At 53.9% G+C, this 22981-nt stretch carries 20 protein-coding genes; all 20 read right to left on the bottom strand.

All coding sequences use genetic code 11. The features are described 5' to 3' along the window. Positions 1-19: 19 nt before the first annotated feature. Positions 20-526 (bottom strand): secA translation cis-regulator SecM, encoded by a 507-nt coding sequence (gene secM / locus OGV65_RS01695; RefSeq protein WP_029139762.1) that lies wholly within the window; start codon positions 524-526, stop codon positions 20-22. A gap of 285 nt (positions 527-811) precedes the next feature. Beyond that, the gene (lpxC, locus tag OGV65_RS01690) at positions 812-1729 is read right to left on the bottom strand and encodes a UDP-3-O-acyl-N-acetylglucosamine deacetylase (RefSeq protein WP_006686706.1); all 918 of its coding nucleotides are present in this window, start codon (positions 1727-1729) and stop codon (positions 812-814) included. 100 nt (positions 1730-1829) lie between these two features. Continuing rightward, positions 1830-2981, bottom strand: a complete 1152-nt coding sequence (ftsZ, locus tag OGV65_RS01685) for a cell division protein FtsZ (protein WP_003018753.1) — start codon at positions 2979-2981, stop codon at positions 1830-1832. A gap of 186 nt (positions 2982-3167) precedes the next feature. Further along, the gene (ftsA, locus tag OGV65_RS01680) at positions 3168-4430 is read right to left on the bottom strand and encodes a cell division protein FtsA (RefSeq protein ID WP_003018755.1); all 1263 of its coding nucleotides are present in this window, start codon (positions 4428-4430) and stop codon (positions 3168-3170) included. Next, entirely contained in the window at positions 4427-5260 is an 834-nt protein-coding gene (gene ftsQ, locus OGV65_RS01675) for a cell division protein FtsQ (RefSeq protein ID WP_003018758.1), read from the bottom strand. Before ftsQ ends, ftsA begins: the two co-directional genes overlap by 4 nt. A 1-nt stretch (position 5261) precedes the next feature. After that, entirely contained in the window at positions 5262-6182 is a 921-nt protein-coding gene (locus tag OGV65_RS01670; RefSeq protein ID WP_103766831.1) for a D-alanine--D-alanine ligase, read from the bottom strand. Further along, on the bottom strand, positions 6175-7650 hold the full coding sequence (gene murC, locus OGV65_RS01665; RefSeq protein WP_016151698.1) for a UDP-N-acetylmuramate--L-alanine ligase: 1476 nt from the start codon (positions 7648-7650) through the stop codon (positions 6175-6177). The genes OGV65_RS01670 and murC overlap by 8 nt, the downstream gene beginning before the upstream one ends. Before the next feature lie 51 nt (positions 7651-7701). After that, the gene (murG, locus tag OGV65_RS01660; RefSeq protein WP_286454532.1) at positions 7702-8769 is read right to left on the bottom strand and encodes an undecaprenyldiphospho-muramoylpentapeptide beta-N-acetylglucosaminyltransferase; all 1068 of its coding nucleotides are present in this window, start codon (positions 8767-8769) and stop codon (positions 7702-7704) included. Then, positions 8766-10010, bottom strand: a complete 1245-nt coding sequence (gene ftsW / locus OGV65_RS01655; RefSeq protein WP_286454531.1) for a cell division protein FtsW — start codon at positions 10008-10010, stop codon at positions 8766-8768. The genes murG and ftsW overlap by 4 nt, the downstream gene beginning before the upstream one ends. Next, positions 10010-11326 carry a UDP-N-acetylmuramoyl-L-alanine--D-glutamate ligase gene (gene murD / locus OGV65_RS01650; protein ID WP_286454530.1) on the bottom strand — a complete coding sequence of 439 codons (1317 nt, stop codon included), beginning with the start codon at positions 11324-11326 and terminating at the stop codon, positions 10010-10012. Before murD ends, ftsW begins: the two co-directional genes overlap by 1 nt. A 2-nt stretch (positions 11327-11328) precedes the next feature. Further along, positions 11329-12411, bottom strand: a complete 1083-nt coding sequence (gene mraY / locus OGV65_RS01645; RefSeq protein ID WP_016151694.1) for a phospho-N-acetylmuramoyl-pentapeptide-transferase — start codon at positions 12409-12411, stop codon at positions 11329-11331. After that, positions 12405-13763, bottom strand: coding sequence for a UDP-N-acetylmuramoyl-tripeptide--D-alanyl-D-alanine ligase (gene murF, locus OGV65_RS01640; RefSeq protein ID WP_286454529.1), 1359 nt, complete (start codon positions 13761-13763; stop codon positions 12405-12407). Before murF ends, mraY begins: the two co-directional genes overlap by 7 nt. Then, entirely contained in the window at positions 13760-15247 is a 1488-nt protein-coding gene (gene murE, locus OGV65_RS01635; RefSeq protein WP_286454528.1) for a UDP-N-acetylmuramoyl-L-alanyl-D-glutamate--2,6-diaminopimelate ligase, read from the bottom strand. Before murE ends, murF begins: the two co-directional genes overlap by 4 nt. Beyond that, positions 15234-17000, bottom strand: a complete 1767-nt coding sequence (gene ftsI / locus OGV65_RS01630; RefSeq protein ID WP_016151691.1) for a peptidoglycan glycosyltransferase FtsI — start codon at positions 16998-17000, stop codon at positions 15234-15236. Before ftsI ends, murE begins: the two co-directional genes overlap by 14 nt. Positions 17001-17015: 15 nt before the next feature. Further along, positions 17016-17381: a cell division protein FtsL gene (gene ftsL / locus OGV65_RS01625; RefSeq protein WP_006686695.1), complete on the bottom strand. Its 366-nt coding sequence runs from the start codon at positions 17379-17381 to the stop codon at positions 17016-17018. After that, positions 17378-18319, bottom strand: a complete 942-nt coding sequence (rsmH, locus tag OGV65_RS01620; RefSeq protein ID WP_016151690.1) for a 16S rRNA (cytosine(1402)-N(4))-methyltransferase RsmH — start codon at positions 18317-18319, stop codon at positions 17378-17380. The genes ftsL and rsmH overlap by 4 nt, the downstream gene beginning before the upstream one ends. A gap of 1 nt (position 18320) precedes the next feature. Beyond that, positions 18321-18779: a division/cell wall cluster transcriptional repressor MraZ gene (gene mraZ, locus OGV65_RS01615; protein ID WP_005124560.1), complete on the bottom strand. Its 459-nt coding sequence runs from the start codon at positions 18777-18779 to the stop codon at positions 18321-18323. 613 nt (positions 18780-19392) lie between these two features. After that, complete coding sequence (gene cra / locus OGV65_RS01610) at positions 19393-20397, bottom strand: catabolite repressor/activator (RefSeq protein ID WP_016151689.1); 1005 nt, start codon at positions 20395-20397, stop codon at positions 19393-19395. A gap of 175 nt (positions 20398-20572) precedes the next feature. Continuing rightward, on the bottom strand, positions 20573-21064 hold the full coding sequence (gene ilvN, locus OGV65_RS01605) for an acetolactate synthase small subunit (RefSeq protein WP_003829566.1): 492 nt from the start codon (positions 21062-21064) through the stop codon (positions 20573-20575). Positions 21065-21066: 2 nt separating this feature from the next. Beyond that, positions 21067-22791: an acetolactate synthase 3 large subunit gene (gene ilvI / locus OGV65_RS01600; RefSeq protein ID WP_016151688.1), complete on the bottom strand. Its 1725-nt coding sequence runs from the start codon at positions 22789-22791 to the stop codon at positions 21067-21069. Positions 22792-22981 lie beyond the last annotated feature (190 nt).

Raw genomic sequence — 22981 nt, 5'->3', positions numbered from 1 at the left:
TAAGTTGGAAGGTTCTTTTTTAGCTGAGGCGTTGAGGGCCAGCGCGGATACCCTGCAGCTGGCTGATCCAGACCGGAACGCTAAATGCGGCCTGAGAGGTAAAATGGGCATATGTCACGCGACTCACGGTCGCGGGCGGTCTGCCTTCTTGCGTCAGCATCGCGCTGAGCGTATTCAGTAACGCAAGATGGTGCGCCTGGATTGGCAACGGCTCTTCGGCAACAGGCAGCGCCTGAGGAGCCATAGCAAAAGAAAGATGGCGAATGACCGTACGAATGGCATGCTGGTGCCAGTAGTCAACGGTAAAATTCGGGCGGCGATTGGTCGCCTCCAGCAAAGCAAGCTGGCTAAAGTTAACTTTGGCAGATTGATCGTGATTGCTGGCGGTCGCCTTCGCGGGAGTATTAGGTTCAGCAGCATTACCGAGCGCAGGCAGGCCAAAGCTAGCCGCGACCATCCCCAACAGGAGATGCGGCCAGAAGTACCGTCTGCCTAACTGTCGCCAGCGCGTCAGTATTCCACTCACGTTATTGCCACCTGATATACCCTGCGTTTGGGGTTACAAATGCAAAACCATTTTTTTGCGCATAAATATTACCATTAAAGCGTACGCTCCACAGCAGTAATGACAGCAAGTCGCGGGTAAATATGCTTAAGAAAGCAGCGATCGAACGGTGTTTTAATCTGTCGGTGGGGAAAAAGTCGCTTCAGATAAGGTGGTTTTGCAATCGGAAGATAAAAAAACGACTGGCTCACCTGGCCGGAGAGAGTGCCAGATTTACCAGTCGAATTTATGCGACAGCGTATGTCGTTATGCCAGTACAGTCGAAGGTGCTTTGAACGCCAACGGCAGTTCTGCATCGTCCTGGAAGGTCACATATTCCCAGGCTTCCTGTTTTGCCAGGACTGCCTGCAACAGTTTGTTATTCAGTGCATGACCGGATTTATACGCGGTGAATGCACCAATAATGTTGTGACCACACATGAACAAGTCACCAATCGCGTCGAGCATTTTGTGACGAACGAATTCGTCTTCAAAACGCAGGCCGTCTTCGTTCAATACGCGATAATCGTCAACAACGATGGCACAATCGAAGCTGCCGCCCAGGCACAGGCCGCGGGACTGCAGATATTCGATATCACGCATGAAGCCGAAAGTACGCGCGCGGCTGATCTGGCGCATGAACGCATCCGCAGAGAAGTTCATCGCGTAGCGCTGCGTGCTGGAGTCGATCGCCGGATGGTTAAAGTCGATGGTGAAATCCAACGTAAAACCATTATACGGCTTAAACTCAGCCCACTTATCGCCATCTTCGACACGAACGGTCTCTTTGATGCGAACAAATTTTTTGGCGCTGCTCAGTTCTTCAATACCTGCATCAAGCAGCAGGTAAACGAACGGAGCGGCACTGCCATCCATAATCGGGATTTCCGGGGCGTTAACTTCAATAACGATGTTATCGATACCTAAGCCCGCCAGAGCAGCATTAAGGTGCTCTACGGTTGAAATCCGCACATCATGCTCATTGACCAGACACGTACAGAGCATGGTATCACGCACAGATTTGGCATCGGCCGGGAAATCTACCGGAGGATTCAAGTCGGTGCGACGATAGATGACCCCGGTGTTGGCCGGCGCAGGGCGTAATGTCAGGGTGACTTTTTTGCCGGTATGCAAACCGACGCCAGTCGCCTGAACGATACGTTTAAGAGTCCTTTGTTTGATCATCGTATAATCTCGCCAAATTACCTATCCAACCGAAGTGTACTATACATTCGGTGGGCCAGTTTAGCACAAAGAGCCACAATTCCCAAATTCCAGCTAATTCTTAATCAGCTTGCTTACGCAGGAATGCAGGGATATCCAGATAATCCGGCTCTTTCGTGGTTTGCGGCGTATTGTCGTTAACCACTTTCGCTACCGGTTTCTGCTCTTGCGTCAACGGCGCCATACCGTGCTGCTGGTAACGATCCATTACCGGCTGCTGTACCTGTTTGTTGGTCACCAGAGTGATTTCAGGACGCTTGTCCATACCAATTCCAGTCGCAACAACGGTCACGCGCAGTTCGTCGTTCATATCCGGGTCCAGAGAGGTACCGATAACCACAGTTGCGTTATCCGATGCAAAGGCACGAATCGTGTTACCCACGGTTTCGAACTCATCCAGACGCAGGTCGAAGCCCGCAGTAATGTTAACCAGCACGCCGCGTGCGCCGGACAGATCGATATCTTCCAGCAGCGGAGAAGAGATAGCCATTTCAGCCGCTTCTTCTGCACGGTCTTCACCGCTCGCCACGCCAGAACCCATCATCGCGTAGCCCATTTCGGACATCACGGTGCGCACGTCTGCAAAGTCGACGTTCATCAGGCCCGGACGAGTAATCAGTTCAGCGATACCCTGGACTGCGCCTTTCAGCACGTCGTTCGCTGCGCCAAATGCATCCAGCAGGGAGATACCACGGCCCAGTACTTTCAGCAGCTTGTCGTTCGGGATAGTGATCAGAGAGTCCACGTGTTTGGACAGCTCGGTGATACCCTGCTCCGCGAATGCCATACGCTTCTTGCCTTCAAAGTTGAAAGGCTTAGTCACGACAGCAACTGTCAGGATACCTAAATCTTTTGCGACTTCAGCTACCACTGGCGCTGCACCGGTACCGGTACCGCCGCCCATGCCAGCTGCGATAAACACCATGTCTGCGCCGTCAAGCGCTGCGCGCAGAGCTTCGCGATCTTCGTCTGCCGCATTACGACCGACTTCCGGGTTTGCACCCGCGCCCAGACCTTTGGTGATGCCGCTACCAATCTGAATGGTCTGTCCAACCGCCGTTTTACGCAACGCCTGAGCGTCGGTATTCACCGCGAAGAATTCAACACCTTCGATGCGCTCACGCACCATGTGTTCAACGGCATTACCGCCGCCGCCACCGACGCCGATGACTTTAATCACCGCGTCGTTGGTTAGTTCCATAGGTTCAAACATAGTTTCTCTCTCCGTTTTACACTTCATCCTTCAAGCCGCCTCGTTGTTGGCTGCCTTCACTCACTCCCGTGACATAGTAAACTATGCTCCAGGAGATTCGCTCAGTTGCCGCCGCGATGCAACTTGAATGACTTTGTGTAGTGCCTGTCGCCTGAGACCGTTAATTTGCGTCGGTCTCTTTAAAAATTAAAACTCTTTACGTAACCAGCTATTCAGTCGCTTGATCCACGATCCGACCGAGGCAGTTACGCGCTTTTCTACTTCAGCCTCACCACTTAAATGGGATTCTTTCCCGTAGTGCAGCAGCCCCACCGCCGTTGAATAATACGGCTCCTGGGCATAATCCGTCAGACCGGTAATATTCAGCGGTGCGCCAATACGTACTTGTGTATGGAACACGCGCTGTGCGCAGGCCGCAAGACCTTCAATTTGCGCAGCACCGCCGGTTAACACAATCCCCGCCGCCAGATGATGTTTCACACCCTGCTGGCGAAGTTGTTCTTGTAATTGCAAAATTTCCTCGTTGACCAGGTTGAGCAGCTCGGTATAACGCGGCTCAATGACCTCTGCCAGAGTCTGACGTTGCAGGCTACGCGGCGGACGACCACCAACGCTTGGCACTTCAACGCTCTCGTCTTTACCCACGATGGAACCCAGTGCGCAGCCATGACGCACTTTGATGGCTTCAGCATCGCTCGGCGGCGTACCAAAGGCATACGCGATATCGCTGGTCACGACATTCCCTGCATAAGGGATAACTTTAGTGTGGCGCAACGCCCCGCCAGTATAAACGGCGATGTCCATTGTACCACCACCAATATCCACCACGCAGACACCCAGTTCACGTTCATCTTCCGTCAATACGGAATAACTGGCTGCCAACCCGGCAAAAATCAGTTGGTCAACTTTCAGACCACAACGTTCAACGGCTTTGACAATATTCTTCGCCATGTCGTTGTGGCAGGTAATAAGGTGGACTTTTGCCTGCATACGCACACCGGAAAGACCGACCGGATTTTTGATACCTTCCTGGTAGTCGATGGCGTATTCCTGCGGGATGACGTGCAGAACACGATGTTCATCGCGAACGCGTACGGATTTTGCCGTATGTACCACGTTTTCCACATCTTCCTGCGTCACTTCCTCTTCGGAAATGGGCACCATACCAATTTCATTCTGACAGCTAATATGTTTACCGGAAAGCGCCAGATACACTGAAGAGATCTGGCAATCTGCCATCAGTTCAGCCTGGTCAATGGCGCGCTGTACGCACTTCACCACTGACTCAAGGTCATTCACCCCGCCTTTATCCATACCTCGCGATGGGCAACTGCCCACGCCAATGATATTGACCATACCGTCGGGCAGAACTTCCCCTACTAAAGCGGCTACCTTCGCGGTGCCAATCTCCAGTCCAACTACCAGTTTTCTGTCCGTCGCCTTGATCATTGTTGTTCTGCCTGTGCCTGATTCTGTTGCTGATTAGATTCCTCAGGAGGCAAGGGAACCCAGCCTACTGCCGCTCCTGAGTCATAACGCAAATCAACGTAGCTAATCCGTTTGCCATCGGTTTGCGCCTGCTGCTGTAAAACCGGGTAGAGTTCCACAAAGCGAGCCAAACGTTTTATCGTATCGCCCCTGCCCAGATTCAGCTTAATATCGTTATTCAGCGTCAACTGCCAGGAACGACGAGCGGTCATTGCCGCTTCCTTCAGGGTGAATCTGTCCTTAGCCAGCACCTGCCCCATATCGCGGAACCCTTGCAGCACTTCACTTGCGCTGCCTTCCGGTCCGTACAACATAGGTAATACCTGCTTATTGGCCCGACCGGTTGGGACACTGAAGGTATTTCCTTCGGCATCCACCATATGTTGGTCATTCCAACGCGCTATTGGCACATATTCAACCAGATGAATCTTCAATTCATCAGGCCATTGCTTTCTGACGCTCGCCTGTTTGATCCAGGGGAGGCGTTCAATCTGACTCTGGATGATGTTCACATCCTGAGTCATAAATGTTCCCGGAGCGCCCAGCGCCAGGATGGACTGACGGATATCATCATTGCGCGTGTAATGCCGTTCACCGGTTAACACCAGTTTTGACAATGGCAGGCGCTGCGCATCTTCCATCCATCCCAACACTACCCAGCCGCTGACAAACACGGTGCACAGCACTGTCAGCAGGAACAGTATTCCTGCAAGACGCGTTCCATTATTGCGGCGTGAGGAGTTTACTTCTTCTTCATCACCGTTTCGCGTGTTCAGCGCAGCCTGCGACATATCAGTCCGCCAACTCCAGAATTCTTACCACCAACTGCGAGAAGCTCAGGCCCGCCTGACGCGCCGCCATCGGCACCAGGCTGTGGCTGGTCATACCCGGAGAGGTATTCGCTTCCAGCAGATAAAACTGGCCATCGCTGTCCAGCATGACGTCAATGCGACCCCAACCTTTACAGCCCAATGCAGTCCACGCTTTCAGGACTAATTCCTGTAAAAGGGCCTCTTGTTCGACTTCCAGACCAGCAGGGCAGAAATATTGTGTCTCATCAGAGAGATACTTCGCCTCATAATCATAGAAGGTTCCCGCGGGTTGGATACGTATTGACGGTAAAATTTCTTCGCCAAGTATCGCAACTGTAAATTCCGGGCCACTGAGCCATTTTTCAATCAGTACTTCTTCATCATGCTGAAAAGCCAATGCTAATGCACCCTGCAAAGCATTTTCTTCTTCAACTTTTGACATCCCTACGCTGGAACCTTCACGGCTTGGCTTTACAATCAACGGCAAGCCTAACGCAGAAATTTTTGTAACTGCTTCATCGCTAAGACCTTTTTCGAACTCAGCGCGGGTCAGCGCAACCCATGGGGCGACGGGTAAACCTGCGCCCTGCCACAGCAACTTGCTGCGCAGTTTGTCCATTGAAATCGCGGAAGCCATGACGCCGCTGCCGGTATACGGCAGGCCAATCAGCTCCAGCATGCCCTGCAATGTGCCATCTTCACCGCCACGACCGTGCAGCGCAATAAACACCTTCTGAAACCCCATAGATTTCAGAAGAGTGACATCGACCTCTTTAGGGTCAACCGGATGGGCATCTACACCACCTTCGCGTAACCCTGCCAATACGGCCGCGCCTGAATTCAGCGATACTTCACGCTCAGCGGAGGTTCCCCCTAACAGGACCGCGATTTTATCAGCCATGTTGTTCTTCCTCCGGGTTTTGCGGCTTCAGTTTGATTTCAGCTAAGGAACGCGCGATTTTGCCGATATTTCCAGCGCCCTGCACCAAAATCAGATCGTTGCCGGTTAATACGGGTGCCAGCATTTCTGCCACCTGGGCCGGATCGGATACCAGAATCGGATCGATCTTACCGCGGCCACGAATCGTACGGCACAACGAGCGGCTGTCGGCACCCGGAATCGCGGCTTCGCCCGCGGCATACACATCCAGCATCAACAGCGCATCGACCTGGGTCAGCACGTTGGCAAAGTCGTCGTACAGATCGCGAGTACGCGTAAAACGGTGCGGCTGGAACAGCATCACCAGGTTTTTGTCCGGCCAACCCGCGCGCGCGGCTTTAATCGTAGCGTCCACTTCCGTTGGGTGGTGGCCATAATCATCAACCAGCATCGCGGTCCCGGCTTTACCGTTCACCGGCTCAAGCGGGAATTCGCCGAGGAAGTCAAAACGACGTCCGGTACCCTGGAAACTTTCCAGCGCGCGCAGAATAGCGTCGTCTTCAATACCTTCTTCCGTCGCGACCGCCACTGCTGCTGCCGCGTTCAGTGCATTGTGACGACCCGGCGCGTTTAACGTAACACGTAAATCGGCCATCCCCTGACGTACCAGCGTGAAGTGTCCTTGTGGACCAATCTGCTGGTAATCTTCAACGCGCACATCGGCATCATCACTGAAACCATAGGTTGTGGTTTGACGGCCAACTCGCGGTAACAGTTCGCGGATAACCGGATCGTCAACGCACATCACGGCACGACCATAAAACGGCAAGTTATGCAGGAAATTAATAAACGTCTGCTTTAAATTTTCGAAGTCGCCATGGTAGGTATCCATGTGGTCAGCTTCGATATTGGTGACAATCGCCACCATCGGCTGCAAATGCAGGAACGACGCGTCGCTCTCATCCGCTTCAGCAATCAAATAACGGCTATGACCCAGGCGCGCATGCACGCCTGCAGCCTTCACCAGACCGCCGTTGACAAAAGTGGGATCCAGACCCGCTTCCGCGTAGATGCTGGAGACCATTGCCGTAGTCGTGGTTTTACCGTGCGTCCCGGCAATAGCAATACCGTGACGAAAACGCATTAACTCCGCCAGCATTTCAGCACGACGAATCACCGGAATACGTGCTTCATGCGCTGCAACAATTTCCGGGTTATCCGCAGAAATAGCGCTGGATACCACCACCACGCTCGCATCGCGCACGTTTTCCGGGCGATGGTTGAAGAAAATCGTGGCCCCCAGATTCGTCAACTGCTGCGTCACAGGATTCGGCGCTAAGTCAGAACCGCTGATCTGATAACCTTCATTGGCCAAAACTTCGGCAATACCGCCCATACCAGCACCACCGATGCCGACAAAGTGAATGTGCCGAACGCGACGCATTTCGGGCACGATGGAACGCAGTTTTGCCAGTTGTTGTGTATTCATTCTTTAGCCATTAACTTCTTAGTTCATGCGATGCAAAAGGCATCACCACAATTACGCCCGGGCAGCCCGGCTCACTTCATTTGCAACGCGCTCTGTGGCATCCGGTATGGATGCGGCGCGCGCACGTTCTGCCATGGTTAATAACGTTTCTCGCGACCACCCGGCAAGGGTGCTGGCGACGGCATCCACAGTAAACTGCGGCTGCTCCAGAATTTTGGCGGCGCCCGCTTTCTCCAGCGGCAGCGCATTCCAATACTGCTGTCTGTCTTTGTGCTGGAACGGCACAAACAGCGCAGGCAAACCCGCGGCGGCAATTTCGCTCACCGTCAGCGCGCCTGAGCGACAAACCACGACATCAGCCCACGCGTAGGCCGCTGCCATATCATCAATAAACTCAGTGACCTTGTGCTGCGGTTGTCCCGCGTCGGCATACGCCTGTTCAACGGTCTGCTGCGCGCCTTTGCCGCTCTGATGCCAGATAGTCACCGCGTCGCCAAGCTTTCCGGCAACCTGCGGCATCGTCTGGTTCAGTACGCGTGCGCCCTGAGATCCCCCGACGACCAATACACGAACCGGACCTTCACGCCCGGCCAGGCGCACTTTTGGCAACGGCAGCGCCAGCACGTCAGTGCGCACCGGGTTACCTACCACTTCCGCATTCGGGAAAGCACCAGGAAAAGCCTGCATCACCGTAGTGGCAATCTTCGCCAGCCATTTGTTAGTTAATCCCGCAATGCCGTTCTGCTCATGCAGTACAACCGGAATACCTAATGACCAGGCCGCCAGACCGCCAGGGCCAGACACGTAGCCGCCCATACCCAGCACCACATCGGGTTTAAACTGCTTCATGATGGCGCGCGCCTGACGCCAGGCATTAAAAATACGCACAGGTGCAGCCAGCAGCGCATTGACGCCTTTGCCACGCAAACCGGAGATGCGAATAAAGTCAATTTCAATGCCGTGTTTTGGCACTAAGTCCGCTTCCATACGATCGGCGGTGCCCAGCCAACGAACCTGCCAGCCCTGGGCCATTAAATGGTGCGCGACCGCCAGCCCCGGGAACACATGCCCGCCGGTACCGCCTGCCATCACCATTAACCGCTTCGGTTGACCACTCATCGTGCACCTCGTGTAAACGCCTGGGCTTTTTCCAGACGCGTTTCATAATCAATACGTAACAAAAACATGATGGCCGTCGACATAATCAACAAACTTGAACCACCATAACTGATCAGCGGCAGCGTCAGACCTTTGGTTGGCAGCATACCCGCCGCCGCACCGACGTTTACCAGTGCCTGGAAGCTAAACCAGATCCCGATTGAGCAGGCTAAAAAGCCTGAAAAACGGTGGTCAATTTCCAACGCCTTACGGCCAATCGACATCGCGCGAAAAGCGACGAAGAATACCATTAAAAGTGCCAATACCACACCGATATAACCCAGCTCTTCCCCAATGATGGCGAAGATGAAGTCGGTGTGCGCTTCTGGTAAATACTCCAGTTTTTGGACTGAATTACCTAAGCCCTGCCCCCAAACCTCACCGCGACCAAAGGCCATCAGGGATTGCGTCAGCTGGTAGCCACTGCCGAACGGATCTTCCCATGGGTTCCAGAAAGAGGTTACGCGGCGAATACGATACGGTTCGGCAAGGATCAGCAGCACGACCGCTGAAATCCCCATGCCGATAATGGCAATGAACTGCCACAGTTTCGCTCCGGCGAGAAACAGCATCGCCAGAGTAGTGACGAACAGCACCACCACCGTACCAAGGTCAGGCTGTGCCAGCAGTAAAATAGCCAGTACCAGAATCACGCCCATCGGTTTTAAGAAACCGCGCAGGTTGTTACGCACTTCATCAACTTTACGCACCAGGTAGTTGGCGAGGTAACAGAACAGCGACAGCTTGGTAAATTCCGCAGGCTGAATACGCAGCGGCCCCAGCGCAATCCAGCGCGACGCCCCGTTAACGGAGCTCCCCACCACCAGCACAATCAGCAGCATGATGATCGAGGCTATCAGCATCGTCGTACTGTACTTTTGCCAGAACTCCATCGGCAGACGCAGCGTCACCATCGCCAGGCAGAAGGCGAGGAAGATGTACAGTGCGTCACGCTTAGCAAACAGGAAAGGATCGCCCGCCAGGCGTTGCCCTACGGGCATCGATGCCGATGTCACCATCACAAAACCGATCGCTGCCAGACCAAAGGTCAACCACAGCAGCATGCGGTCATACATGATCAGGCTGTCCGCGTCTTTATCACGCGAAGCCATCACCCAGCCTTTAAGTGCCGCGAAGATCCACGCCAGGATACCCAGTCCCGGTAAGCGCGGCATTCTCAGACGAGGGAGAGATAAGCGCATCAACCCAACTCCTTCGCCAGGCGGGTAAAGACGTCACCACGTTGCTCAAAGTTCTTGAACTGGTCGAGGCTGGCACAGGCGGGCGACAACAGCACCATATCGCCCGACTTCACGCGCGGTGCGAGCAGACGCATTGCCTGCTCCATGGTTTCAGTTTGTTCCGTAACGTCAGGTCGCAGAGCGGCAAGCTGCGCGCCATCGCGACCAAAGCAATACAGACGAACGTTGTCGCCGGTCAGGTATCGTTGCAGCGGCGTAAAGTCAGCGGATTTCCCGTCTCCCCCCAGCAACAGGTGCAACGTACCGTCAACGTGCAGGCCATTCAGCGCGGCTTCAGTGCTGCCGACGTTGGTGGCTTTAGAATCGTTAATCCAGCGCACGCCGTTGTGCTCAAGCACAGTCTGGAAACGGTGCGCCAGACCGGTAAACGTGGTGAGCGCTTTCAGGCTCGACGCCCGCGGCAGACCTGCGGCATCCGCCAGCGCCAGCGCAGCCAGGGCGTTGGTATAGTTATGCTGACCGGAAAGCGTCATCTCTTTCACGTTAAGAACTTTTTCACCCTTCACTCGCAGCCAGGTTTCGCCCTGCTGACGGTTCAGGTGATAGTCACCCATGTTGATGCCAAAGCTCACGCAACGCTCATCCGCTCCGCGAACCGGCATGGTCAGCGCATCATCAGCGTTGACCACACACACTTTCGCGTTTTCATAGACGCGCAGTTTGGCCGCACGGTACTGCTGCAAGCCAAACGGATATCTGTCCATATGGTCTTCGGTGACGTTCAAAATGGTAGCGGCTACGGCTTGTAAGCTGGAGGTCGTTTCCAGTTGGAAGCTCGACAGTTCCAGAACATACAGCTCACGTTCGTCATCCAGCAGCATCAGCGCGGGCAGGCCAATATTACCGCCAACCCCCACGTTCACACCGGCCGCTTTCGCCATATCACCTACCAGCGTAGTGACTGTGCTTTTCCCGTTGGAACCGGTGATCGCGACGATCGGTGCCTGTGCTTCGCGACAGAACAGCTCAATGTCGCCGACAATTTCAATTCCCGCATCGGCGGCAGCGCTCAACGAAGGATGCGCCAGGGCAATACCAGGGCTGGCAACAATAAGATCAGCGGCCAGCAGCCAGTCATCATTCAGGCTGCCAACATGACGCTCAACCGCTTCCGGTAATTTGTCCAGGCCCGGCGGCGTCGCGCGGGTATCCATTACGCGCGGCGTCACGCCACGCGCCAGGAAGAAATCCACGCAGGACAGCCCGGTCAAACCCAGACCGATAATGACGACTTTTTTACCCTGGTAATCAGCCATGATTAACGTACCTTCAGCGTTGCCAGGCCAATCAGCACCAGCATCAGCGAAATAATCCAGAAGCGTACAATTACGCGCGGTTCCGGCCAGCCTTTCAGTTCATAGTGATGGTGGATCGGCGCCATACGGAAGATGCGCTGTCCGCGCAGCTTAAAGGAGCCAACCTGCAAAATGACCGACAGTGTTTCTACGACGAATACACCGCCCATGATCACCAGCAGGAACTCCTGACGCAGGAGCACGGCAATAATGCCCAGCGCGCCGCCCAGCGCCAGCGATCCGACGTCGCCCATAAAGACCTGCGCCGGATAGGTGTTAAACCACAAGAAGCCTAAACCCGCGCCAACAATTGCCGTACAAACGATCACCAATTCGCCGGCATGACGTAAATAGGGAATATGCAGATAGTTGGCGAAGTTCATGTTACCGGTCGCCCACGCCACCAACGCAAAACCTGCGGCCACAAACACGGTCGGCATAATCGCCAGACCATCCAGACCATCGGTGAGGTTGACCGCGTTGCCAGTACCCACAATCACGAAGTACGCCAGCAGCACGTAGAACAGCCCCAACTGCGGCATCACGTCTTTAAAGAACGGCACCACCAGCTCAGTGGCCGGGGTATCTTTACCAGCCAGATACAGGGCAAAGGCCACCCCCAGCGCAATCACCGACATCCAGAAGTATTTCCAGCGCGCGATCAGGCCCTTGGTGTCTTTGCGTACCACTTTGCGGTAGTCATCGACAAAACCGATAATGCCGTAACCGACCAATACCACCAGCACGCACCATACGTACGGGTTCGACGGGTATGCCCACAGCAGTACGGAGATAACAATCGCGGTAAGGATCATAATCCCGCCCATGGTCGGCGTACCGCGTTTACTGAAGTGTGATTCCGGACCGTCGTTACGCACGACCTGTCCAAAGGACATTTTTTGCAAGCGGGCGATCATGCGCGGGCCCATCCACAAAGAGATGAACAGCGCGGTCAGCAGGCTGACGATGGCGCGAAACGTCAGATAGGAAAAGACGTTAAAGCCGGAATAATATTTGACCAAATGTTCGGCCAGCCAAACTAACATGTCCCATTCTCCTGTAATGCGCGTACTACCTCTTCCATGGCGGCACTACGTGAACCCTTCACCAAAATCGTCATAATCTGATGTTCTGCAATCAACGCTTTAAGATGCGCGGTCAACGCGGTTTTATCCGCAAAATGCCCACCCACACCGCTGGCATGGCTAATTGCCTGACTCAGTTTCCCTGTACTCAGCACACGGTCGATACCTGCAGCCTTCGCAGCTTCACCCACCTGTACGTGGCATGCTTCGCTTTCCGCGCCAAGCTCTGCCATATCGCCAACGACCAGCACGCGGTAGCCCGGCATTTCGGACAGCACGTTTACCGCTGCGGTCATTGACCCGACATTTGCGTTATAGGAGTCATCCAGCAGTAGCTGATTTTCTGCCAGTTGAATCGGGAACAGACGCCCCGGTACCGCTTGCAGTTCCTTCAGACCCGCTTTAATCGCTTCGTGCGTCGCGCCTACCGCCATAGAGAGCGCAGCCGCCGCCAGGGCGTTAGCAATGTTGTGACGACCCGGCAGCGGCAGCAGAACATCAATGCTTCCGGTTGGCGTTTGCAGAGAAAACTCTGTGCCGTGTGAAGTCAAATGAACATTGGCCGCCGAAAAATCGCTGTTGGCCGCATTCGGGGAGAAGCGCCAGACTTTGCGATCGCCGATAATGCTCTGCCAGTTCAGCCAGTCGTTATTGTCGGCATTCATAATGGCGATTCCGTTCGCTGGCAGGCCGGTAAAAATCTCACCTTTTGCCTTCGCAACGCCCGCCAGTGAACCAAAGCCTTCCAGATGCGCGGCCGCCAGGTTATTCACCAGCGCCGCTTCCGGATGCGTCAGACCAACGGTCCAGGCGATTTCGCCCTGATGATTAGCGCCAAGCTCAATCACGGCATAGTCGTAATCGTTGTTTAAGCGCAACAGCGTCATCGGTACGCCGATGTCGTTATTCAGGTTGCCCGCGGTATATAAGGTGTTGCCACACTGACTCAGAATGGATGCGGTCATCTCTTTGACGGACGTTTTACCGGAAGAGCCGGTCAGCGCGACAACGCGCGCTGGAACCTGGGCGCGTACCCATGCCGCCAGCTCGCCAAACGCGAGGCGTGTATCTTTCACAATCAGTTGCGGCAGATCGATATCCAGCGGACGACTGACCAACAGCGCACCTGCTCCCCCCTCTTTTGCCTTATCAGCAAAATCGTGGGCGTCGAAGCGCTCACCTTTCAGCGCGACAAACAGGCAGCCCGGCGTAACTTTACGCGTATCGGTTGTCACCGCATCAAGAGTCAGATCGACTCCTTTCAGTTCGCCACGGAGGATCTCCGCCAGTTGGCTGAGCGTTACGCTAATCATGCGATTACTCCCAGCAGACGCGCTGCCGTGACGCGGTCAGAATAGTCGAGGCGCTGCGAGCCAACGATCTGGTAGTCTTCGTGACCTTTCCCGGCCACCAGCACCACGTCGTTTTCTTTCGCCTGCATAATGGCGTTTGTCACAGCCTCTGCACGACCTTCCATCACTTTCGCCTGTCCGGCATCCAGCATACCCGCCAGAATGTCGTTAATAATGGCGCGCGGCTCTTCGGTACGCGGGTTGTCATCGGTCACCACGACAACATCAGCAAACTGCTCGGCAATCGCGCCCATCAACGGACGTTTGCCTTTGTCGCGATCGCCGCCGCAGCCAAAGACGCACCACAGTTTGCCAGTACAGTGCAAACGTGCCGCCTGCAGCGCTTTTTCCAGCGCATCTGGCGTATGGGCATAATCAACCACAACGGTGGTTTTACCCGGCGCGCTGAACACTTCCATGCGCCCACAAACTGGCTGTAATTGTGTTGCCGTTTTCAGTAAATCAGCTAACGGATATCCCAACGCCAGCAGCGTTGCCAGTGCCAACAGCAGATTGCTGACGTTAAACGCGCCCATCAGGCGACTTTCAATTTCGCCATCACCCCATGAGGAGGTAAAACGAATCGTTGCCCCGCTGTCGTGATAATTCACGTCAATCGCCTTTAACCAACGACCGTGACAGTTCGGGTTGATGTGGTCCTCCATCGATACGGCAACCGCATCCGGAAGTTTGGCCAACCAGCGACGACCGACTTCATCATCCGCATTAACGATGGCCTGGCCGCAATGGTGCGTGGAATACAGCAGCCATTTCGCGGCTTCGTAATGTTCCATGTCGCCGTGGTAATCAAGATGGTCGCGGCTTAAGTTAGTAAATACTGATGCGGCAAACTTCAGCGCCGCCACGCGATGCTGAACCAGACCGTGTGAAGACACTTCCATTGCGCCAACCGTTGCGCCTTGTGCAACCAGCCCTGCCAGCACATGCTGGACATCTACGGCTGAGCCGGTGGTATTTTCCGTCGGGATCACTTTGCCCAGCAGGCCATTGCCGACTGTTCCCATCACCGCGCTGGTTTCGCCAAGCAGTTGGCTCCACTGTGCCAGCAATTGGGTGGTGGTGGTTTTACCGTTGGTCCCGGTCACGCCGACCAGTCGCATTTTTTCAGAAGGCTCGTGGTAAAAGCGGCCCGCCAGTGCAGATAAACGTTCGTTAAGCTGACTGAGATAGATAACTGGAACGCCGTGCATTTCACGGATTTCACCGTCAGTAGCTTCATCTTTTGCTTCTGCAATAATGGCAGCCACACCTTGCGCTATCGCCTGCGGGATATACCGACGCCCGTCCGCCTGATGACCCAATACTGCGACAAAGAGATCGCCCGATGCAGCCATACGGCTGTCGAGCGTCATCTCCCGCAGTGCTCGCTCCGGTGCACCCGGCACCCATAGAGCAAGAAGGTCGCGCAAATTACGATCTGCCACCTGTTGCCTCGCCTTGATTATTCACAAATTCATTTTTATCGCCCGTTGTCAGCGCATCCGGCTCGATGTTCATGGTGCGCAGTACGCCGCCCATGATGGCACCAAAGACCGGCGCGGAAACGGCGCCACCGTAGTATTTACCCGCCTGCGGATCGTTGATAACAACAACCAGCGCGAAGCGCGGCTGACTCGCAGGCGCAACGCCTGCGGTATAAGCAATGTATTTGTTGATGTAGCGGCCATCCGGCCCTACTTTCTTCGCCGTACCGGTTTTAATGGCGATACGATAGCCTTTAATCGCCGCCTTCACGCCGCCGCCGCCGGGCAGCGCCACACTTTCCATCATGTGCACTACGGTACGCACGGTTGATTCCGGGAAGATACGCTCGCCCGGAACAGGAGGGTCAACTTTGGTGATCGACAGTGGCCGATAAACGCCATAGCTGCCGATCGTTGCATAGACTCGCGCTAACTGTAACGGCGTTACCATTAGCCCATAGCCGAAAGAGAAGGTGGCCCTCTCTATGTCAGACCACCGTTGTTTTTGAGGATATAAGCCACTGCGTTCTCCGACCAACCCCAAATTGGTCGCTTTTCCCAGCCCAAAACGTGAGTAAGTGTCTACTAACGCTGAGGACGGCATCGCTAACGCCAGCTTGGAAACACCGACGTTACTCGACTTCTGCAAAACCCCGGTGAGGGTCAATTCGCTATAACGCGCCACGTCTTTGATTTCATGGCCATTAATTCGGTAAGGGATAGTGTTAAGTACGGTATTTTCGCGAACCACGCCACGCTGCAGCGCCGTCATCACCACCATCGGTTTAACGGTGGAACCCGGTTCAAACACGTCGGTAATCGTACGGTTACGCATCGCATCCTTCGGCGTACCGGTGAGATTGTTCGGGTTGTAGGACGGGCTGTTGGCCATCGCCAGCACTTCACCAGTGTTCACATCCACCAATACCGCACTGCCTGACTCCGCCTTGTTAAACGCCACGGCGTTATTCAGTTCACGGTAGACCAGCGCCTGTAAACGTTCATCGATACTTAGCGCAAGATTATGCGCCGCCTGGCTGTCGGTAGAGGAAATATCCTCAATGACGCGGCCATAACGGTCTTTACGTACAATGCGTTCGCCCGGTTGCCCGGTGAGCCATTTATCGAAGCTCTTCTCAACGCCTTCAATCCCCTGGCTGTCGACGTTAGTAAAACCGATAAGGTGAGCGGTCACTTCTCCGGAAGGATAGTAACGGCGGGATTCTTCGCGCAGGTGAATGCCTGGCAGCTTCAGTTTTTTGATGTAGTCAGCCATGTCAGGGTTTACCTGACGCGCCAGATAGATAAAGCGCCCTTTCGGGTTGGCGTTAATGCGGGAAGCCAGTTGATCGAGCGGGAGATTCAGCGCGGTCGACAGCGCTCTCCAGCGTTCACCAACGCTTACGCCTCCTGCGTCATGCACCTCTTTTGGGTCGGCCCAAATCGCCTTAACCGGAACGCTCACCGCCAGCGGACGACCTGAACGGTCAGTAATCATCCCGCGCGATGTGGACACTTCCTGTACGCGCAGAGAGCGCATGTCGCCCTGACGCACCAGCATGTCCGGCGCGATGATTTGCAGCCAGGCAACGCGCCCCAGCAGAAAACCCAGTGCCAGCAAAATACAGCCGCACAGTAACGCAAAACGCCAACTGATAAAGTTGGCTTGTTCTTCCTGGCGTTTTGGCTTGTGCGTTTTTGCCGCTGCTTTCATGCGTCGCGTTTATCCTTATTTTTGTACTACGATATTTTCTTGTGAGGGATCAACATGCTGCATTTGCAGCTTTTCCGTTGCGATCCGTTCAACACGGCTATGGTCGCCGAGCGCGTTCTCCTCAAGGATCAAGTTGCGCCATTCGATATCCAGCGCATCTCGCTCCAGAACCAGCTGCTCACGCTGCGCGGTCAGTAACCGCGTATGGTGTGCTGTTGTCACGACGGTAACCGCCGTCAAAATAATGCAAATGAACAGGCAGAGTGGCAGCTTCCCATACCGCAAAAGATCGTCACCGATCACGCCAGGCAAGGCATGGCGCTCGTTGCTTCCTATCGATCCTTTAACTTTGCTGAGGGCTTCTGTCACTCTGCTGATCATGCGTTCGTCCTCTCTGCAATACGCAGAACTGAACTACGGGCACGAGGATTTTCAGCTACCTCTTCTTCACCCGGCATCATCTTGCCTAGTGCTCTTAACTCACGGCCGCCCAGCTTTTTGATCTGCGCTTCAGTCATCGGTATTCCAGCCGGAACCTGAGGACCACGGCTTTGTTCGCGCATAAAGCGTTTCACAATGCGATCTTCAAGCGAATGGAAACTGATTACCGAAAGGCGACCACCTGGTGCCAGCACGCTGAGCGAGCTTTTTAGCGCCTGCTCTATCTCCTCCAGTTCACTGTTCACCCAAATGCGCACCGCCTGGAAGGTACGGGTCGCGGGATGTTTGAATTTGTCTTTCACCGGCATTGCCGCCGCAATCACTTCCGCCAGCTCTTTAGTGCGGGTCATCGGTTCGATGCGGTTGCGCTCTACGATGGCGCGAGCAATACGTTTGCCGAAGCGCTCTTCGCCAAAGGTTTTAATCACCCAGGCAATGTCTGCTTCATCGGCGGTTTGCAGCCATTCGGCCGCTGACTGACCGCGTGTTGGGTCCATACGCATATCTAACGGACCGTCACGCATAAATGAGAATCCGCGCTCAGCATCATCAAGCTGTGGAGAAGACACCCCAAGATCGAGAAGAATCCCGTCGATCTTACCGGTAAGTCCGCGCTCGGCGACATAGTCAGCCAGCGCAGAAAAAGGACCATGGACGATGGAAAAACGGGGATCGGTAATCGTCTTTGCAACGGCAATCGCCTGCGGATCGCGATCGATGGCCAGTAAACGCCCCTCTTCGCCAAGTTGCGAGAGGATCAGACGTGAGTGACCACCGCGACCAAATGTCCCGTCAATGTAGATGCCGTCTGGACGAATATTCAGGCCGTTTACGGCTTCATCCAGCAACACCGTTGTATGTTTATAATTTTCCATCATTTTATAGAGACAAATCCTGCAATCGTTCCGACAGCGCGCCGGTAACAGACTGCTCAGCGTCGATATCTTCCTTGACCTGTTGATACCAGGTCGTTTCATCCCACAGCTCAAACTTATTGAACTGCCCAACCAGCATCACTTCTTTCGTTAGCCCTGCGTGTTGCCGCAGAATGGGCGCTATCAATAATCGACCAGCGCTATCCATCTGACATTCGCTAGCATGACCCAACAACAGGCGCTGTACGCGACGCTCAACTGGATTCATGCTCGACAGACGCGATAACTTCTGCTCGATAATTTCCCATTCAGGCAGGGGGTACAGCAGCAGGCACGGGTGATGGATGTCAATGGTGCAAACCATTTGACCGGTAGCGCTCTCGAGCAGTTGATCCCGATAACGGGTAGGCACAGATAAGCGCCCTTTACTGTCGAGATTAACTAACGTTGCTCCCCGGAACATGCCAGCCTCACCCCCGATTACCACTTTATCCCACAAATTCCCACTTAAAGGAGTTTACGGAGCGGAGGAAAACCTTGTCAAGCAAGTCACGGCGCTTAGCGGAGCAAAAAACCCATTGTTTACGGCTAATATCAGCGTTGAACAAATTCCGTACAGCAAACGAAGCAAATTAACGTCATGAATATTTGTAAGAAAAAAATCCAACAACTCATGATTGTTTAAAACAACTGAATATCATCAAAAGAAAAATATAAAGTGTCAGTTTGCGACGCGAGCGGCATTTTAGGACAATATGCAGCGAGATAACAGTACCAGTTAATCAGTCTGTACGCCGCACAGGAGCGAGATAAGGGCGAGATTGCCGCAACACACCAGTAAAGTGTTTGTTAATTCGGCAAATCCCTACATGCTTGTAACAAAATAATACAACCGTAACGCATCGTTACGTCTCAATAACCCAAAAATGGATAGTTGCAGTTTTAATTCGGCATAATAGAAGAATCAATTTCAGATAATTCTAAAGAATATTCTTAATTATAATGCGGTTATTTCCGAGAATGGGATAATTGATGATGTCAGAGGCTTATCCGCCGACATCATCAATTGAGGCAACTTAGTTACGGCTTAGAATACCGCGACGGTACAGATTACGCCGTATACGCGTTAAACCTGGTTTGGGTTTACGTGGCTCATCCAGACTTGCCAACACAATCTCCAGCACGCGTTCCGCGACATCTCGATGGCGCTGCGCCACCGCCAGTACCGGGCACTGCAGGAAGTCGAGCAGCTCGTGGTCGCCAAAAGTCGCAATCGCTAAATCAGACGGTAACTGCCCGTCGCGGCGCAGGGTCACATCCATCACCCCCTGCAACAGGGCAAACGACGTGGTAAACAGCGCCTGAGGCATTGGATGCGTTTCCAGCCATTTATCAAATAACTGCGCGGCCGCCTCCCGCTCATAGCTGTTGGCATAGAGAAAATGCACTTCACGCGGATCGTCCTTCCACGCGGTACGGAAACCCTGTTCGCGCAGGAAACTGACGGACAATTCAGGAAGCGCCCCCAGATAGAGCACGGTTTCAGCAGGGAATTTACGTAACTCCTCCGCCAGCATCTGCGCATCATCCTGGTCTGCGCCCACCACGCTGGTGAAATGTTCACGATCCAGCGCGCGATCCAGCGCCACAATCGGGAATGAACTGTTCGCCCAGCGCTGATAAAACGGATGTTCAGGCGGCAAGGAAGTCGAAACGATAATGGCATCAACCTGACGTTGTAAAAGATGCTCAATACAGCGCATTTCGTTATCAGGCTGATCTTCAGAGCAGGCAATCAGTAGTTGATACCCGCGCTGACGCGCCTGGCGCTCCAGATAGTTTGCGATCCGGGTATAGCTCGTGTTCTCGAGATCCGGGATCACCAGCCCGATAGAACGTGTGCGTCCAGCACGCAGCCCGGCCGCCACGGCATTCGGGTGGTAATTATGCTCACGCACCACCGCCATGACTTTTTCAACCGTTTTGTCGCTTACGCGGTATTGCTTTGCTTTGCCGTTAATAACGTAGCTTGCAGTCGTTCGCGAAACGCCGGCCAACCGAGCGATTTCATCCAGTTTCACAATTGCCCCTTGCGTAAAATGTACAAACCATAACCTTTAAGATGGCATGGGTTAAACTTCTTAACATCTAAGCGCAGAATAATGACTGCGGCAACCGCTTTTGTCTCTGGTTACTGCTGATTTCGCAAAAAAAAGCAACCGATAGCCAAGGCATCTCGCGTAGGTCAGGTAAGCGTTAGCGCATAATTTTATCGCCGCGGGAAAGCCCCACCACGCCGGAACGGGCTACTTCCACGATTTTGGCGACTTCCCGTAGCGTTGCCAGAAACGCATCCAGCTTATCGCTGGTGCCCGCCAGCTGTACGGTGTAGATCGACGGCGTAACATCGATGATTTGCCCACGGAATATCTCCGTGTTGCGTTTCACCTCTTCCCGGCCATAGCCGCTGGCCTGGATTTTCACCAGCATGATTTCTCGTTCAACGTGGGCGCCCTGCCCCAGTTCGCTGACGCGCAGAACATCCACCAGTTTGTGTAGCTGCTTTTCGATCTGCTCCAGGACTTTCTCATCCCCAACCGTTTGAATCGTCATCCGCGATAAGGTCGGGTCGTCAGTCGGCGCGACGGTCAGGCTTTCAATGTTGTATCCGCGCTGGGCGAAGAGGCCAATCACACGTGACAATGCACCCGACTCGTTTTCCAGCAATACTGATAATATCCGGCGCATAATCAGGTCCTCTCCGTTTTACTTAACCACATTTCGTCCATCCCGCCCCCACGAATCTGCATCGGGTAGACATGCTCACTGCCGTCGACGGTGACATCAACAAACACCAGGCGATGATTACGCACATGTTCCAGCGCTTCGCCCAGCTTGCTCTCCAGTTCGCCTGGATGATTAATCTGGATACCGATATGCCCATAAGCTTCAGCAAGGCGCACAAAATCGGGTAGCGACTGCATGTAAGACTGGGAGTGACGCCCGGAGTAAATCATGTCCTGCCACTGTTTGACCATGCCGAGATAGCGGTTGTTAAGGTTGAGCACCAGTACCGGTAGCTCATATTGCAGCGCCGTCGACAGTTCCTGGATGTTCATCTGAATGCTGCCATCCCCGGTAACGCACACCACCGTTTCATCCGGCAGCGCCATTTTCACCCCTAACGCCGCGGGTAAACCGAATCCCATGGTGCCGAGGCCGCCTGAGTTAATCCAGCGGCGTGGTTTATCGAACGGATAGTAAAGTGCGGCAAACATTTGATGCTGGCCAACGTCAGAGGTCACGTATGCATCCCCTTTCGTCAGACGCCAGATGGTTTCAATCACCGCCTGCGGTTTAATACTTTCACTTTGCGTGTCGTATTTCAGGCACTGACGAGCGCGCCAGTGTTCGATCTGTTGCCACCAGTCACGGTTATCATCCAGCGGCTGCTGCGATTTCTCCTGCGGCAGCAGTTCAAGCATCTGATCCAGCACCAGGCGAGCATCGCCCACAATCGGAATATCCGCAGTGACGGTTTTTGAAATAGAGGTCGGATCGATGTCGATATGCAGCACGGTCGCATTCGGGCAATATTTTGCCAGGTTATTGGTCGTTCGATCGTCAAAACGAACGCCGACGGCAAAGATCACATCAGAATGATGCATGGTCATATTCGCTTCGTAAGTACCATGCATGCCCAACATTCCCAGCGCCTGGCGATGCGTGGCCGGAAACGCGCCTAACCCCATCAGCGAGGAGACAACCGGCAGATTAAGTGCTTCGGCAATTTGCCCCAGTTGTTCGTGACAGGCGGCATTCACCGCGCCACCACCAACATAGACAACCGGTTTCTTCGCCGCGACCAGCGTCTGCAAAGCACGTTTTATCTGTCCTTTGTGCCCGGTCGTTGTCGGGTTATACGAACGCATACTCACCGACTCCGGCCAGCTATAAGGCAGTTTTTTCGCCGGATTCAGAATATCTTTCGGCAAATCCACCACCACCGGCCCCGGACGACCGCTTGCCGCCAGCCAGAAGGCTTTTTTCAGCACCTGCGGGATATCTTCCGTTTGTTTAACCAGAAAACTGTGTTTTACCACCGGGCGGGATATACCCACCATGTCGCACTCCTGGAAGGCATCGTAGCCAATCAGGGAAGTGGCGACCTGGCCAGAGAGGATCACCAGCGGAATGGAATCCATATATGCCGTTGCAATCCCGGTGATCGCATTGGTTGCTCCTGGTCCGGAAGTGACCAAAACGACGCCCACTTCTCCTGTGGCACGCGCCAGGCCATCAGCCATATGTACCGCGGCTTGCTCATGACGGACTAACACATGATCAATACCGCCGACCGTATGCAATGCATCATAAATATCGAGGACGGCCCCCCCGGGATAACCGAATACCTGCTTCACACCCTGATCGATAAGCGATCGGACGACCATCTCGGCTCCAGACAACATCTCCATGGCTTGCCTCACTCTTATAATGAATTACGGTTTAACAACACATTAACCGCTGACGATGACGCATGGCAATTGACTCCGAAGGGGTGGCACTGGAGTAAATAAGAATAAAACGGAGGTAAGAATTGAATAAATGGAGAATTAAACCAGCATAAGCAATTGATATGATAAATAATCGCTTAAAAATGGGGAC

This window comes from Citrobacter sp. Cb004 (assembly GCF_030337065.1).
In the GTDB taxonomy this organism is placed as follows: Bacteria; Pseudomonadota; Gammaproteobacteria; order Enterobacterales; family Enterobacteriaceae; genus Citrobacter; species Citrobacter braakii.
Note: the sequence above shows the minus strand (reverse complement) of the source record. Positions and strands in the feature narration are given on the sequence as shown.

What these genes read in the sequence shown, in the direction of transcription:
- ftsQ (WP_003018758.1), bottom strand. Translation starts at nt 5,260, where the DNA reads ATGTCGCAGGCTGCGCTGAACACGCGAAACGGTGATGAAGAAGAAGTA.
- mraZ (WP_005124560.1), bottom strand. Translation starts at nt 18,779, where the DNA reads ATGTTCCGGGGAGCAACGTTAGTTAATCTCGACAGTAAAGGGCGCTTA.
- murF (WP_286454529.1), bottom strand. Translation starts at nt 13,763, where the DNA reads ATGATTAGCGTAACGCTCAGCCAACTGGCGGAGATCCTCCGTGGCGAA.
- murG (WP_286454532.1), bottom strand. Translation starts at nt 8,769, where the DNA reads ATGAGTGGTCAACCGAAGCGGTTAATGGTGATGGCAGGCGGTACCGGC.
- ftsI (WP_016151691.1), bottom strand. Translation starts at nt 17,000, where the DNA reads ATGAAAGCAGCGGCAAAAACGCACAAGCCAAAACGCCAGGAAGAACAA.
- ilvI (WP_016151688.1), bottom strand. Translation starts at nt 22,791, where the DNA reads ATGGAGATGTTGTCTGGAGCCGAGATGGTCGTCCGATCGCTTATCGAT.
- murC (WP_016151698.1), bottom strand. Translation starts at nt 7,650, where the DNA reads ATGAATACACAACAACTGGCAAAACTGCGTTCCATCGTGCCCGAAATG.
- lpxC (WP_006686706.1), bottom strand. Translation starts at nt 1,729, where the DNA reads ATGATCAAACAAAGGACTCTTAAACGTATCGTTCAGGCGACTGGCGTC.
- ftsW (WP_286454531.1), bottom strand. Translation starts at nt 10,010, where the DNA reads ATGCGCTTATCTCTCCCTCGTCTGAGAATGCCGCGCTTACCGGGACTG.
- ftsL (WP_006686695.1), bottom strand. Translation starts at nt 17,381, where the DNA reads ATGATCAGCAGAGTGACAGAAGCCCTCAGCAAAGTTAAAGGATCGATA.
- mraY (WP_016151694.1), bottom strand. Translation starts at nt 12,411, where the DNA reads ATGTTAGTTTGGCTGGCCGAACATTTGGTCAAATATTATTCCGGCTTT.
- ilvN (WP_003829566.1), bottom strand. Translation starts at nt 21,064, where the DNA reads ATGCGCCGGATATTATCAGTATTGCTGGAAAACGAGTCGGGTGCATTG.
- OGV65_RS01670 (WP_103766831.1), bottom strand. Translation starts at nt 6,182, where the DNA reads ATGGCTGATAAAATCGCGGTCCTGTTAGGGGGAACCTCCGCTGAGCGT.
- murD (WP_286454530.1), bottom strand. Translation starts at nt 11,326, where the DNA reads ATGGCTGATTACCAGGGTAAAAAAGTCGTCATTATCGGTCTGGGTTTG.
- ftsZ (WP_003018753.1), bottom strand. Translation starts at nt 2,981, where the DNA reads ATGTTTGAACCTATGGAACTAACCAACGACGCGGTGATTAAAGTCATC.
- ftsA (WP_003018755.1), bottom strand. Translation starts at nt 4,430, where the DNA reads ATGATCAAGGCGACGGACAGAAAACTGGTAGTTGGACTGGAGATTGGC.
- rsmH (WP_016151690.1), bottom strand. Translation starts at nt 18,319, where the DNA reads ATGATGGAAAATTATAAACATACAACGGTGTTGCTGGATGAAGCCGTA.